This is a genomic window from Microbacterium sp. AG157, from assembly GCF_003385695.1.
Taxonomy (GTDB): Bacteria; Actinomycetota; Actinomycetes; order Actinomycetales; family Microbacteriaceae; genus Microbacterium; species Microbacterium testaceum.
Map to the genome: position 1 here is coordinate 143,514 of NZ_QRDK01000002.1, position 12,824 is coordinate 156,337.

The following is a 12,824-nucleotide window of genomic DNA, read 5'->3' on the forward strand; positions in this document are numbered from 1 at the left end:
GGCAGGACCGTGGCGCCTCAGCGCACCACCAGCCGCGGCTCCACGAGCACGTGGGCGGCCCCGGCCGTCGCGGCGCGCGGCGCGACGACCGTGCCGTTCTCGCCCATGAGCAGATCGAGGGCGCCGGATGCCACCCTCTCGGGCAACTGCTCCACGCTCGAGAGCCCGAGCGCTTCGACGGCGGGGGTGTTGTCGAAACCGATCACGGCGACATCGGGGCGACCAGCCAAGGTCACGGCGAGATGCGCGCCGATCGCGAGCGAATCACTCGCGCAGACGATGCCGCGCACGCCGGGGTCGGCCGCCAGGCCCGCTGTGACCACGTCGCGCGCGGCGGCGACGTTCTCTTCAACGACCCATCGCGGCCCCGAAGCTGAGCTCTCGCGCCAGCCGCGCTCACGATCGTCACCCGTGCCCGAGCCGGAGGGCCACCCGAGGAACGCGATGCGCGGTACGCCCCGCTCCTGCAGGTGTATCGTCGCCGCGCGAGTTCCCGCGGCCCCGTCGACATCGACCCACAGATGCGCGGGCGCCTCGACGTCGTTCTCGCCCCACGGGCGACCGAACGAGACGAACGGCAGCCCGCGGTCCACGAGCCAGCCGGTGCGGGGGTCGCCGTGGAAGGTTCCGGTCACCACCACGGCATCCACCTCTCCCCCCTCGAGAAGGTCGCCGAGGCGGGCGATCTCTTCTTCGGGCGTGCGCGCGGCGTAGAGCAAGACGCGCATGTCACGTTCTCCCGCACGTTCGGTGAGGGCGTGCACGAAGCGGTCCAGGACGACGCCTGAGATACCACCGGCGTAGGGATCGAGATGGATGCCGATGGTCGAGCTGCGTCGCGTGCGAAGCCGACGGGCGGCGGCGTGCGGCCGATAGCCGAGCTCGGTGATCGCCGCCTCGACCCTCAGGCGCGTCGCTTCGCGGACGATATCCGGCGTGTTGACGACGTTCGAGACGGTCTGCCGGGAGACCCCCGCGACACGCGCGACGTCGTCGACGGTGGGCGCCTTCGCCATGTCTGCCCTCCCCCTCAGTCCGCTCCGGAGAGATCCGACCGGGCCGCCACGAGTCCGGCCAGATCGTCAGCCTAGGACGCCGGGCACCCTCTTGACAGCCAGGCCCGCCGTTCTTTACCGTTGTCAAACCGTCATTTGAACGTTCAAAAGATGGCCCTCCGAGCACCTGCGGAGGGGTCGCATGCCTCATCGAAGGAGAGAGACAATGACACGGCACACCCCCAACCGCCGGGCGCGAACCTGGCTCGGAGCCGGCGCACTGCTGACCACCGGCGCCCTGGCCCTGACGGCCTGCGGGTCGGGCTTCAACGACACCCCCGGCGAAGGTCAGGCCTCCGGCGGCGGCACGCTCAGGCTCCTCATCGGCTCGTCGGGCGACGCCGAGACAAAGGCCGTCACCGACGCCGTCGCCGCCTGGAGCGAGCAGTCGGGCGTGCAGGCCGAGGTCCAGACCGCCAACGACCTCCCCCAGCAACTCTCTCAGGGCTTCGCGGCCGGGTCTCCGCCCGACCTCTTCTACCTCGCCCCCGAGGCCCTCGCCGGCTACGCCGCAAACGGCTCGATCGCCGCCTACGGCGACGACCTGGCGAACAAGGACGATTTCTATCCATCGCTCGTCGACAACTTCACCGTCGACGGGAAGTTCTACTGCGCACCCAAGGATTTCTCGACCCTGGCCCTCATCATCAACACCGACCTCTGGTCGGCGGCAGGGCTGACGGATGCCGATGTCCCCACGACCTGGGACCAGTTGGCATCCGTCGCCCAGAAGCTCACCACCGACGGCCGCGTGGGCCTGGCGTTCGGCGCCGAGTACCAGCGCATCGGAGCCTTCATGGCCGAGGCCGGCGGCGGACTCGTCACCGACGGCAAGGCCACGGCGGACAGCTCCGCGAACGTCGAGGCGCTGAATTACGTCAAGACGCACCTGAATGACGGCACGTTCGCGTTCGCGTCCGACGTGGGCGCCGGGTGGGGCGGCGAGGCGTTCGGCACCCAGAAGGCCGCGATGGTCATCGAAGGCAACTGGATCACCGGCGCCATGTCGGCCGATTACCCGGGCGTGAAGTACCAGGTCGCCGAACTGCCCGCGGGTCCCGGTGGCAAGGGCACGCTGCAGTTCACCAACTGCTGGGGCATGGCCGCCGACAGCGGCAACCAGGATCAGGCGCGCTCGCTCGTCGAGTACTTGACCTCCACCGACCAGCAGCTGGCGTTCTCGAAAGCCTTCGGCCCGATGCCCTCGATCCAGTCGGCCGCCGACGCGTGGAGCGCGGCGAACCCCGATCTCACGGCGTTCCTCTCCGGTGCCGAGAACGCGCAGTTCCCGCCGAACATGGCCGGCGCCGCCGACGTCATCACCGACTTCAACGCCCAGCTGGAGTCGCTGAAGACGGGTGACCCGCAGGCGCTGCTGCAGACGGCGCAATCCAACCTCGAGGCCATCACGAAGTAGCCATGAGTGCTCTCACCTCAGCGCCGCGTCGCGCCGGATCCTCCTCCCCGGGAATCCGGCGCGGCGAGGCCGCCGCCGGCTGGCTGTTCACCGCCCCCGTGCTGATCATCCTGGGCGTGTTCCTGCTCGTCCCCGTGCTCATGGCGCTGTGGGTGAGCTTCTCTGACTGGACCGGGCGCGGCAGCCCCTTCTCGCCCAACGTCGGCTTCGTCGGTCTCGACAACTACGCCGCCGTCACCACAGGCGGCGGTCTCGCCGAGCGCGACTTCGGCACGGCGCTGCGCAACAACGCCTGGTACGTGCTGCTGGTCGTCCCCCTTCAGACGGCGCTGTCACTGTTTCTCGCGGTGCTGGTCAACCGCGCGATCCTCCGCGGCCGGGGGCTCTTCCGCACGGCCTTCTACTTCCCCTCGGTCACGAGCTCGGTGGCCATCACCGTGCTGTGGCTCTTCCTCTTCTCGGCATCCGGAGCCGTCAACGAAGTACTGTCGTGGCTCGGCATCAATGGACCGAACTGGTTCAGCGATCCCTCGGGCGTCGTGCACAACCTGCTCGGCGCCGTGGGGGTGACCAGCGGCCCCGCGTTTCTGACCGGCAATACGCTGCTCGGCGTCTCGTGGTGGGACTGGCTCGCCGGTCCGTCTGTCGCGATGTCGGCGTTCATCCTCATGGCGGTCTTCACCACCTCGGGCACGTTCATGCTGTTGTTCATCGCGGGCCTGCAGAACATCGGTGCCGATGTGCAGGAGGCCGCCATGATGGACGGCGCGAACGGCTGGCAGCGGTTCTGGCGCGTCACCCTTCCGCAGCTCAAGCCCGTGCTGTTCACGGTGCTGACCCTCGGCCTCATCGGCACCTGGCAGGTGTTCGACCAGATCTACACGGGCACCCAGGGCGGCCCGGGCAAGACGACACTCACCCCCGCCTACCTCAGCTACTCCTCGGCGTTCCTGTCGCAGCAGTGGGGCCAGGGCGCGGCGATCGCTTTCGTGCTGTTCGTGATCATCGTGGCGCTGACGATCCTGCAGCGGTTCGTGCTGCGCGATCGTCCCGTGTCGAAGCGGCGCCTCCGCCAATACGACGTGCACACGAAAGCAGCCCGACGATGACCGCGACCGCATCCCCGCAGACCACGGTCCTCGCCGAACAGCGCCTCGGCGGACCCGAGAAGCCGACGAAGCACCGCATGTCGCGCAAAGCCCTCGGCTGGCAGATCGGCCTCTACGCCCTTCTGGTCGTGCTCGCCGTCATCTACATCTACCCCTTCCTCGTACAGGTGGCGACGTCGTTCAAGACGGATGCCTCGGCGGCGGCCGACCCGATCTCGCTCGCGCCGCAGCCTTTCACGTGGGCGGCGTACGAACGGTTGTTCCTCAACTCCGACTTCCCTGTATGGTTCGGCAATTCCGTCGTGGTCACCGTCTTCGTCACCGCGGGGCGCGTGTTCTTCAATTCGCTCGCCGGATACGCGCTCGCGCGGCTGCAGTTTCGGGGGCGCGGTCTCGTCTTCGCCGGACTCATCGCGGTCATGGCTGTCCCTACCGTCGTGCTGCTCATCCCGAAGTTCCTCGTGATCAACCAGCTCGGCATCTACGACTCCTACGCCGGCATGATCCTCCCGCTGCTCGTTGATGCCGCGGGCGTCTTCATCATGAAGAACTTCTTCGAGTCGATCCCACCGTCCGTCGAGGAGCAAGCGCGCATCGACGGGGCGGGGACCTTTCGCATCTTCTGGTCGGTCGTCCTTCCGATGGCTCGACCCGCGCTCATCACGATCGTCATCCTGTCGTTCCAGGGATCGTGGAACGAGCTGAGCCACTTCGTCATCTCCACCCAGTCCCCCGAGCTGACCACCCTGACCAAGGGCGTGGCCTCTCTGGCCAGCGGGCAGCTCAGCCAGGGCAGCCAATTCCCCCTCAAACTCGCGGCCGCGGCCATCATGACGATTCCCGTCGCCGTGGTGTTCTTCATCTTCCAGCGCCGCATCATGAACGCCAGCGAAGGAGCCGTCAAAGAATGACCACCGCCCCCACGACCACCCCGCCCGCCGCAACCGCCGTCGCCCCGGCTGCTCTGCAACCGCTGCTGAACGACGCCCTGATCGTGCTGCGCGCCCCGACCCAGGTCTGGTCCGACACCACGGGCGACATCGGCTCCGCTGCCGTGCACGGGGTCTACCACGGCGACGTGCGGCACGTCCGGGCACTGACCGTGTCGTGCGACGATTCCACGATCGAGTGGATCTCGACCGCTCCCGACGGAGCGTCGCGCGTGGTCTTCGGCGGGCTCCTGCGCGGGATCGACGACACGACCCCCGACCCCAAGGTGCGGCTTCTGCGTGATCGGCGGGTTGCCGACGGCGTCGTCAGCGAGTCGTGGACCCTGCGCTCGCGTCTCGACCGGCCCGTTCGCGCCGCATTGCGTCTGCGGGTCGAGCCCGAGTTCGCGCAGTTGCACGAGGTGAAGTCCGGTCACGCGCTCGCTCGCAGCACCGACGTGACGGTCGACGGTGGTGGCGCGCGCGTCAACGCCGGCGCTCTGGGGCTCGAACTGATCGCTCCCGGGGCCCGGGTGGCATCCGGCGTCGACGGCGTGGTCGCCGTCTGGAGCGTCGAGGTGCCCGCGTTCGGCGAGGTCGAGATCGGCTGGTCGCTCAGGCTGCGCGATGACACCCTCGTCGTGGACTCCGCCACCGCGCCCGCCCGGTGGGATGCCGCGGGCGTCGCCGCCGGAGCTCCCGACGCGCGCCTGTCCCGGTGGCTGCGGACGGCCCTCGACGATCTGGACGCCCTGCGTCTGGCGCTTCCCGACCACCCGCTCGATGAATTCTTCGCCGCCGGGGCACCGTGGTTCTTCACCCTGTTCGGACGCGACTCCATCTGGGCCGCGCGCCTCACCCTGCCGGTGGACCGTGAGATCGCGGCATCCACCCTCCGCGTGCTCGCGCGCCTGCAGGGGACTGATGACGACGCACAGACGGCGCAGGAGCCCGGCAAGATCCTGCACGAACTGCGTGCTTCCGCGCTCGAGATGCCGGGTGAGGGCATCGTGCTGCCCCCGAAGTACTACGGCAGCGTCGACTCCACTCCGCTGTGGATCTGTCTGCTGGCCGATGCCCACCGTGCCGGCATGCCCGACGGCGAGGTGCGCGAGCTGCTGCCCGCGCTCCGCCGGGCGCTCGGCTGGATCCGCGACTACGGCGACAGCGACGGCGACGGCTTCCTCGACTACATCGACCGGCTCGGCACGGGCCTGTCGAATCAGGGGTGGAAAGACTCCGGCGACTCGGTCCAATGGCGCGACGGCAGCCTCGCCGAAGGACCGATCGCCCTGTGCGAGGTGCAGGCCTACGCCTATGAGGCCGCTCTTGCCGGCGCCGACCTGCTCGAGCGTTTCGGAGACACCACCGATGCCGACGACATCTCGTTCTGGCGCGTCTGGGCTGCCGATCTCAAGACGCGTTTCGCCTCGACGTACTGGGTCGAGACGCCCGAGGGGCGGTACCCGGCGATCGCGCTCGACCGCGACAAGCGCCCCGTCGACTCCCTCACCAGCAACATCGGGCATCTTCTCGGCACCGGCATCCTCTCCTCCGACGAAGAGGTGCACGTCGCCTCGCTGCTGCTCGGTGAGACCATGTCGAGCGGTTTCGGCATCCGCACATTGTCGACGGACGCCGCGGGGTATTGGCCCCTGTCCTACCACGGGGGCAGTGTCTGGGTGCACGACACCGCGATCGCGGCGCACGGCATGCTGCGCGCGGGACTCGTCGAGTCGGCGCGGGCGGTGGTGGAGGGGCTGCTGGATGCCGCCGAGGGCTTCGGGTACCGCGTTCCCGAGCTGCACGCCGGCGATCCGCGGTCACACTCGTCCGTGCCGACGCCCTACCCGGCCGCGTGCCGGCCCCAGGCGTGGTCGGCAGCCGCCGCGGTGGTGTGCCTGACCGCGCTCGCGCCCGCCCCCGGGGAGTGAGCCCGCCGGGCGGTGGTGGCCCGAGCGCCACCGCCCGGCGCCCCCTCCGCGGTGGGGCGCCAGAAGTGGCCCCGGGCCACCCCCGTGGCTTTGGGTCCACAGCCGACCGCCGCGCGACCTCACGCCACCCGCGTGACCGTACCGCCGGTCAGCCGCACGAGCTCGGCGAACGTCAACGGGAACACGGTGTGCGGGGTGCCGCCCGCGGCCCAGATCTCGGGAAAAGCGGCGAGATCCTCGTCGACGACCGTGGTCAGTGGTTGCGGGTGCCCGGTGGGGGCCACTCCCCCGATGGGCTGCCCGGTGGCGGTCAACACCTGATCGGGGGTGGCACGATGGATGCCGCTGCGTCCGAGCCGCTCGGCCAGAGCCGTCGTGTCGACGCGGTGTGCGCCGCTGGTCATGACGAGCAGGGGTTCGTCGTCACTCCAGAACACAAGGCTGTTCGCGATGGCCCCGACGTCCACCCCCAGGGCGGCGGCCGCGAGAGCCGCGGTGGATGCGGCATCGGGGAGTACGACGATCTGACCGTCGATTTCCGCGGCCTGCAGGGACGCGGCGACAAGACGACTGCGGGTGGGGAGGGCGTCGGACATGCCGCCCAGCCTAGGTCCGTCTGCGTGTCCCCCGCCCCCGCCCGCCGTCACACGATCCGCTCGAGGTCGTATGGTGTGGCGCCGTCCGGGCTCCCCGTCGCTGCACTCGCATCCGACCGCCTCACCCGTCAGAATGGATGCCGGATGTCGCAACGCCGCGGCCTCCGAGAAGCGCTGCCCACAAGGCGGCCGACGACAAGGAACGCGATGACCAACGCTCTGCCCCTGCCCGAATTCACGCACGAACGCGTGGAGGTGATCACGGGGCGACGCAGCGGTCTGCTCGTCGCCGTGGCTCTGCACTCCTCCGTGCTCGGTCCCGCACTCGGCGGTGCGCGCCTGTGGACGTACCCCTCGTGGACCGACGCGCTCGGCGACGCGCTGCGCCTCTCGGCGGCGATGACGCTCAAGAACGCCGCCGCCGGCCTCGACGCGGGAGGCGGCAAGTCCGTGATCGGTCTTCCCGAGGGCACGGTGCTCGACCCCGACCGGCGGCGAGCCGCCTTCCTCGACCTCGGCGATGCCGTCGACAGCCTCGGGGGCCTCTACCGCACGGCCGAAGACGTGGGCTCGACGACCGACGACATGCTCGTCGTCAGCGAGCGCACTCCGCACGTCGTCGGTCTGCCCGACGCCGTCGGCGGCTCGGGCGAGCCCGCGGGCCCCACGAGCCTCGGCGTCTACGCCTCTCTCGTCGCGACCCTCGAGCGCGCCGTCGGCACGGGCGACGTCGCCGGTCGTCGCATCACGATCGCCGGCCTCGGGCAGGTCGGTGGGCGTCTCGCCGAGCGCCTGGCCGCCGAGCACGCCGTTCTCACCGTGACCGACGTGAACCCCGCCAAGCGCGCCCTCGCCGTCGAACTCGGCGCGGCCTGGGTCGAGCCGAGCGAGGCGCATCTCATCCCCGCCGACGTCTTCGTCCCCGCGGGCATCGGCGGCGTCCTCACCGACGAGGTCATCGACGCACTCGACGCGCGTGCCGTATGCGGTCCCGCCAACAACCCGCTCGCCGATCGCTCCGGTGCCGACCGACTCGCGGCGCGCGGGATCCTCTACGCCCCCGACTTCGTCGTCAACGCCGGAGGTGTCATCTATCTCGACCTGGTGGCCAAGGAGCGCGGCAGCATCGACGAGATCATGGCGCGGGTCGCCGAGATCGGCGACACCGTCCGCCGCGTCTTCGACGAAGCCGCGACCCGCGGGGTGACCCCCCTCGCCGCAGCCGAGGGGCTCGCCGCCGAGCGACTCGCCGCGGGAACGGGCCGCGCCGCGCTCGTCTAGATCACCGGCCGAACGAAAAGAACCGGATGCCACCCGAGCGGGGGGCATCCGGTTCTTTCTCGTCAAAGGGTCAGTGAGCGGCGTCGTAGGCCGCGAGAACGGAGGCGGAAATGCGTCCTCGATCATTGATCGGAAACCCATTCTTCTGAGCCCACGCTCGCACGTCGACCAGGTCGCGGGTCGGAATGGCGCGCCCTCGCGGAGTGCGTCGAGGGAGGGTCGAAGAAGACCCGATCGATCGGGCGGCGGAAATGAACGGCCGAAAAGCGTTGCGGAACTTCTCGGCGTTTTCGGCAGACAGATCGATTTCGTAGGAACGGCCTTCCACGGAGAAGGTCAGAGTCGTTCCGTCTTCGATGACCGATCCATCGAGATCGTCGATCGTCTGGGTGATGTGCTTTTTCGCCATGCCGCGACCATATGCCGCCGACGAGGCGCATTCCGGGCCGCGCTTCCAAAATTCACCCGTCAGCTCGCCCGCTTTCACCGGCCCCGGTCGCCGAGGGAGCCTTCCGCATTCCTCCGCGGTTTCCGCGCGTCTACGGACGACGGGGGCGGGCGAACCGACATCCTCTCGGCCGGTGCTTTCGCGAGCGGCCGAGAGGATAAGAGGGAGAGGTCAGGAATTGGCCTCGGTGTACGCGTCGAGAATCGTGGCGGGAACCCGACCACGGTCGCTGACGGTGTGTCCGTTCGCGCGCGCCCATTCCCGAACGGCGCCGAGATCGACGTCGTTCGAACGACGGGCCGCCCGCGGCCGACGCGCGGCCGAATTGCCGCGGGACACCGAACGAGCGGCATCCACGAACGGGGCGATCGCCGAGTAGAACTTGTCGGCATTGCGGTCGGAGAGGTCGATCTCGTAAGCGCGACCTTCGACGGAGAAGGTGATCTGCTTTCCTTGTCCGTCTTCGAGAACGGAGCCGTCGAGGTCGTCGACGAGGTGCGTGATGTGCTTCATAGCCATAATACGAAAAACCTTACACCCGCATTCGATGAATTTCCCGCATAAGTCGATTCTGGTAAAGGCGCGCTCGTCCAGCCCCCCGAACGGATAGGCACGGCGCCCGTCGGGGGACTATCCTCCACGGGTGGTGTTCGCTCCCAGGACATCACTCGAGACAGAGGAAGCGTCGCGTGAGCCTTTTCCGTACCAAGTCGGTGGAGCAATCCATCGCCGACACCGATGAGCCGGAGTTCCGCCTCAAGAAGTCCCTCAGCGCTGTCGATCTGACCGTCTTCGGCGTCGGCGTCGTGATCGGCGCGGGCATCTTCACCCTGACCGGTCGAGCCGCCCATGACGTCGCCGGCCCCGCCGTGGTGATCAGCTTCATCGTCGCCGCGATCGCGTGCGGTCTGGCAGCCATGTGTTACGCCGAATTCGCTTCGACCGTCCCCGTTTCGGGGTCGGCGTACACCTTCTCCTATGCCTCTCTGGGTGAGCTCTTCGCCTGGATCATCGGCTGGGATCTCATTCTCGAGATGTTCCTCGGCGCGAGTGTCGTCGCCCAGGGATGGAGTGCTTATCTCGGCACCTTCCTCCAGCAACTGGGGATCGTCCTTCCGCCGGAGATCTCCTACGGCGGTGTCGTCGATCTCCCGGCGATTCTGCTCGTCCTGGTGCTCGGTGGTCTGATGACCCTCGGCATCAAGGAGTCCCTGCGGGTGAACCTCGTTCTCGTGGCCGTGAAGCTCTTCATCGTGCTCTTCGTCATCATCGCGGGCATCATGTTCATCAACCCGGCCAACTACAGCCCCTTCGTGCCGGACTCCGTGCCGACCGAGTCGGCGTCGGGTCTCACCCAGCCGCTCCTGCAGTTCCTGTCGGGCCTGCAGCCCGCCACCTTCGGTGTCGGCGGCATCCTGGCCGGTGCAGCCCTGGTGTTCTTCGCCTACATCGGCTTCGACGTCGTGGCGACCACGGCAGAAGAGACCAAGCGCCCCCAGCGCGACCTGCCGATCGGCATCATCGCCTCGCTCATCATCTGCACGATCCTGTACTGCGCCGTGGCGATCGTCGTCACGGGCATGGTGCCCTACTCCGAACTGAACCCCTCGGCAGCCCTCGCCAACGCTTTCGCGTTCCACGGTCAGACGTGGATGGCCACCGTCATCGCCGCGGGCGCCGTCGCCGGTCTGACGACCGTGGTGCTGACCCTGATGATCGGCGCGACCCGCATCATCTTCGCCATGTCGCGGGACCGCCTGCTCCCCGGGGCGCTCGCGAAGGTGCACCCGCGCTTCCGCACCCCGTGGGTCATCTCGATCCTCGTCACCGTGATCGTCGCGATCGTGGCCGGCGTCACGCCCATCGGCGTGCTGGAAGAGATGGTCAACATCGGAACGCTCTCCGCGTTCGTGCTCGTGTCGATCGGCGTGATCGTGCTGCGCCGCAAACGCCCCGACCTCAAACGCGGTTTCCGCGTGCCGTGGAGCCCCGTGCTGCCGATCCTGTCGGCGCTGATCTGCACGTACCTCATGCTCAACCTCTCGGTCGAGACCTGGCTGCGGTTCCTCATCTGGCTGGCCCTGGGCTTCGCGATCTATTTCGCGTACTCGCGCAGCCACGCCCGCGTGGGCACGGGCGCCTCGCTCGACCCGACGAAGCCGAACGTGGTCTCTCCACCGAAGGAATGACCCGAGCAGGCACCGGATGCCACGCCCCGTCGTTCTCAGGACGCTCGGGGCGTGGCATCCGTCGTTTCACCGCGAGGCGAAGCGCTGTGAGCCGAGGACGCCGAGCAGACGGATCTTCTCCTCCGCCGCGCTGCGCGGCTGCGGGGTGAGCACGAGCAGGGCCTGGGCGCGATCCTCGGTGAAGAGCACCTGGCAGTCGACCTCGATCTCCCCCAGCTCGGGGTGCACGAGCACCTTGTGGTCGGCGAAACGCTGCGCGACCTCCTGCCGCTCCCACAGCGACCGGAATTCCTCGCTGCGGCGTTGCAGTTCGGCGACGAGCTCGCCGGCAGTGGACGCGGGCCCCAGCACGCCGTACGCCGCGCGCACCCCGGCGACGATGGCGCGACTCTGCCTCTCGCGGTCGTGAGCGGGGTACTTCCGGCGCTCGTCGCCGGGGCGCGTGAACCACCGCCACGCTTCGAAGCGGTCCCAGCCGCGGGCGCCGGCGTGGTCTCCGAGCAGTGCCGCCGCCAGAGGGTTCTGCAGCAACGTCTCACCCAGGTGCGAGATGACCAGGGCGGGGGTGTCGTCGAGGCGCGCGAACACGCGCTGCAACGCCGGCACCACGTGGTCGGCGCGGCCGAGACGATCGGGCACCGCGTGGCCGGCGAGACGGAAGAGGTAGTCGCGCTCGTCGATGCCGAGGCGCAGGGCGCGGGCGAGGGCCGCGAGCATCTGGGTGCTCGGTTGCGGTCCCCGCGCCTGCTCGAGGCGCGTGTAGTAGTCGGTCGACATCGTGGCCGCCTGCGCGACCTCCTCACGACGCAATCCGGCGGTGCGGCGACGGGCGCCGGACACGAGACCGATGTCCTCCGGCCGCAGCGCCTCACGCCGCGCCCGCAGGAACTCCGCCACCCCCGTGCGATTCATGACCTCATCCTCGCGCGTCGAGCCGTCGGCATCCAGGGATCGACGATCCCCCGATCGACGGGGCCTGGATGCCGTGCGCGCGGCAACGAAGACTGGGCTCATGAACATCACCGGAAACACCGTCTTCCTCCCCGGCGCCACCAGCGGGATCGGCCTCGCCCTCGCCGAGCGACTGCGTGACGCGGGCAACACCGTCGTCGTGGGCGGCCGACGTCGCGAGCGTCTCGACGAGCTCGCGGCCTCGGAGGGTTTCGACACGGTGCTCATCGACACCGCCGACGCTGATTCGATCCGCGCTGCGACCGCCGGGGTCGTGAGCCGTCACCCCGACCTGAACGTCGTCATCGCGATGGCCGGGATCATGCGCGTCGAGGACTGGACCGCGGGCCCCGAGGTCCTGGCATCCGCTGAGGAGACCGTCATGACGAACGTGCTCGGTCCCCTGCGGCTCATCGCGCACCTGCTCCCTCACCTGCAGAGCCGACCGGATGCCACGATCATGACCGTCTCGTCGGGTCTGGCGTTCGTGCCGCTGCGCGCAACCCCCACCTATAATGCGACGAAGGCCGCCATCCACCTCTTCAGCGAGTCGCTCCGCCTGCAGCTCGAGGGGACGAGCGTCTCGGTACTCGAACTGGAGCCGCCGTCGGTCGCCACCGACCTGCTGCCCGGGCAGCGCGAGAGCTCTTTCGCCATGAATCTGGAGGAATTCGCCGATGAGGTCATGGCGATCCTCCGCGATCAGCCCGACGTGGCCGAGGTGCAGGTCGAGCGTCTGGCGTTCCTGCGCCGCGCCGAGGCCGAGGGGCGCTATGCCGAAACGGTGCGACAGCTCAACGCCGCCGACCCGCACTGAACCGCCCCGGGCGATACCCACCCGGGTGGTCGGGGCGGCCTTCGCGACTCCCACGGGCGGCACGAGGCCGTCGCCGTGCGAGCGGAGGTCGTCGACGC

General features: G+C 69.0%; 12 protein-coding genes. 7 read left to right on the plus strand and 5 right to left on the minus strand.

Features of this window, described 5'->3' with window-relative positions; all coding sequences use genetic code 11:
- Window positions 1-17: 17 nt before the first annotated feature.
- Window positions 18-1,016, minus strand: a complete 999-nt coding sequence (locus DEU35_RS06460) for a LacI family DNA-binding transcriptional regulator (RefSeq protein ID WP_103206299.1) — start codon at window positions 1,014-1,016, stop codon at window positions 18-20.
- A gap of 205 nt (window positions 1,017-1,221) precedes the next feature.
- Here DEU35_RS06460 and DEU35_RS06465 point away from each other — a divergent pair, with 205 nt between their 5' ends.
- The 4 genes from DEU35_RS06465 (at window position 1,222) to DEU35_RS06480 (ending at window position 6,444) form a co-directional block, all read left to right on the plus strand.
- A complete protein-coding gene (locus DEU35_RS06465; protein ID WP_103206298.1) occupies window positions 1,222-2,472 on the plus strand; it encodes an extracellular solute-binding protein in 1,251 nt (416 codons plus the stop codon).
- Between the two features lie 2 nt (window positions 2,473-2,474).
- On the plus strand, window positions 2,475-3,581 hold the full coding sequence (locus DEU35_RS06470) for a carbohydrate ABC transporter permease (RefSeq protein WP_103206297.1): 1,107 nt from the start codon (window positions 2,475-2,477) through the stop codon (window positions 3,579-3,581).
- A 77-nt stretch (window positions 3,582-3,658) separates the two neighbouring features.
- Window positions 3,659-4,492 (plus strand): carbohydrate ABC transporter permease, encoded by an 834-nt coding sequence (locus tag DEU35_RS06475; RefSeq protein WP_246078022.1) that lies wholly within the window; start codon window positions 3,659-3,661, stop codon window positions 4,490-4,492.
- Window positions 4,489-6,444, plus strand: a complete 1,956-nt coding sequence (locus DEU35_RS06480) for a glycogen debranching N-terminal domain-containing protein (protein ID WP_103206295.1) — start codon at window positions 4,489-4,491, stop codon at window positions 6,442-6,444. Before DEU35_RS06475 ends, DEU35_RS06480 begins: the two co-directional genes overlap by 4 nt.
- A gap of 119 nt (window positions 6,445-6,563) precedes the next feature.
- On the opposite strand, the gene DEU35_RS06485 is transcribed toward DEU35_RS06480, so the two are convergent.
- Window positions 6,564-7,040, minus strand: coding sequence for a YbaK/EbsC family protein (locus DEU35_RS06485; protein WP_116238991.1), 477 nt, complete (start codon window positions 7,038-7,040; stop codon window positions 6,564-6,566).
- 207 nt (window positions 7,041-7,247) lie between these two features.
- Here DEU35_RS06485 and DEU35_RS06490 point away from each other — a divergent pair, with 207 nt between their 5' ends.
- Window positions 7,248-8,321 carry a Glu/Leu/Phe/Val dehydrogenase family protein gene (locus tag DEU35_RS06490; protein ID WP_116238992.1) on the plus strand — a complete coding sequence of 358 codons (1,074 nt, stop codon included), beginning with the start codon at window positions 7,248-7,250 and terminating at the stop codon, window positions 8,319-8,321.
- A gap of 70 nt (window positions 8,322-8,391) precedes the next feature.
- Here DEU35_RS06490 and DEU35_RS06495 read toward each other — a convergent pair whose 3' ends face one another.
- Both DEU35_RS06495 and DEU35_RS06500 read right to left on the minus strand, forming a co-directional pair.
- A complete protein-coding gene (locus tag DEU35_RS06495) occupies window positions 8,392-8,730 on the minus strand; it encodes an Lsr2 family protein (protein WP_116238993.1) in 339 nt (112 codons plus the stop codon).
- 210 nt (window positions 8,731-8,940) lie between these two features.
- Window positions 8,941-9,288: an Lsr2 family protein gene (locus tag DEU35_RS06500; protein WP_103206291.1), complete on the minus strand. Its 348-nt coding sequence runs from the start codon at window positions 9,286-9,288 to the stop codon at window positions 8,941-8,943.
- A gap of 170 nt (window positions 9,289-9,458) precedes the next feature.
- Between DEU35_RS06500 and DEU35_RS06505 the strand changes: the two genes are divergently transcribed.
- On the plus strand, window positions 9,459-10,958 hold the full coding sequence (locus DEU35_RS06505) for an amino acid permease (RefSeq protein WP_116238994.1): 1,500 nt from the start codon (window positions 9,459-9,461) through the stop codon (window positions 10,956-10,958).
- Window positions 10,959-11,024: 66 nt separating this feature from the next.
- Here the strand turns inward: DEU35_RS06505 and DEU35_RS06510 are convergent, their stop codons facing one another.
- The gene (locus tag DEU35_RS06510) at window positions 11,025-11,870 is read right to left on the minus strand and encodes a helix-turn-helix transcriptional regulator (RefSeq protein ID WP_116238995.1); all 846 of its coding nucleotides are present in this window, start codon (window positions 11,868-11,870) and stop codon (window positions 11,025-11,027) included.
- A 100-nt stretch (window positions 11,871-11,970) separates the two neighbouring features.
- On the opposite strand from DEU35_RS06510, the gene DEU35_RS06515 reads away from it, so the two are divergent.
- A complete protein-coding gene (locus DEU35_RS06515; RefSeq protein ID WP_103206288.1) occupies window positions 11,971-12,726 on the plus strand; it encodes an SDR family oxidoreductase in 756 nt (251 codons plus the stop codon).
- Window positions 12,727-12,824: the final 98 nt, after the last annotated feature.

Excerpts from the sequence above, each read along its gene's own strand:
- DEU35_RS06460 (WP_103206299.1), bottom strand. The coding sequence starts at position 1,016 with ATGGCGAAGGCGCCCACCGTCGACGACGTCGCGCGTGTCGCGGGGGTC.
- DEU35_RS06465 (WP_103206298.1), top strand. The coding sequence starts at position 1,222 with ATGACACGGCACACCCCCAACCGCCGGGCGCGAACCTGGCTCGGAGCC.
- DEU35_RS06470 (WP_103206297.1), top strand. The coding sequence starts at position 2,475 with ATGAGTGCTCTCACCTCAGCGCCGCGTCGCGCCGGATCCTCCTCCCCG.
- DEU35_RS06475 (WP_246078022.1), top strand. The coding sequence starts at position 3,659 with ATGTCGCGCAAAGCCCTCGGCTGGCAGATCGGCCTCTACGCCCTTCTG.
- DEU35_RS06480 (WP_103206295.1), top strand. The coding sequence starts at position 4,489 with ATGACCACCGCCCCCACGACCACCCCGCCCGCCGCAACCGCCGTCGCC.
- DEU35_RS06485 (WP_116238991.1), bottom strand. The coding sequence starts at position 7,040 with ATGTCCGACGCCCTCCCCACCCGCAGTCGTCTTGTCGCCGCGTCCCTG.
- DEU35_RS06490 (WP_116238992.1), top strand. The coding sequence starts at position 7,248 with ATGACCAACGCTCTGCCCCTGCCCGAATTCACGCACGAACGCGTGGAG.
- DEU35_RS06495 (WP_116238993.1), bottom strand. The coding sequence starts at position 8,730 with ATGGCGAAAAAGCACATCACCCAGACGATCGACGATCTCGATGGATCG.
- DEU35_RS06500 (WP_103206291.1), bottom strand. The coding sequence starts at position 9,288 with ATGGCTATGAAGCACATCACGCACCTCGTCGACGACCTCGACGGCTCC.
- DEU35_RS06510 (WP_116238995.1), bottom strand. The coding sequence starts at position 11,870 with ATGAATCGCACGGGGGTGGCGGAGTTCCTGCGGGCGCGGCGTGAGGCG.
- DEU35_RS06515 (WP_103206288.1), top strand. The coding sequence starts at position 11,971 with ATGAACATCACCGGAAACACCGTCTTCCTCCCCGGCGCCACCAGCGGG.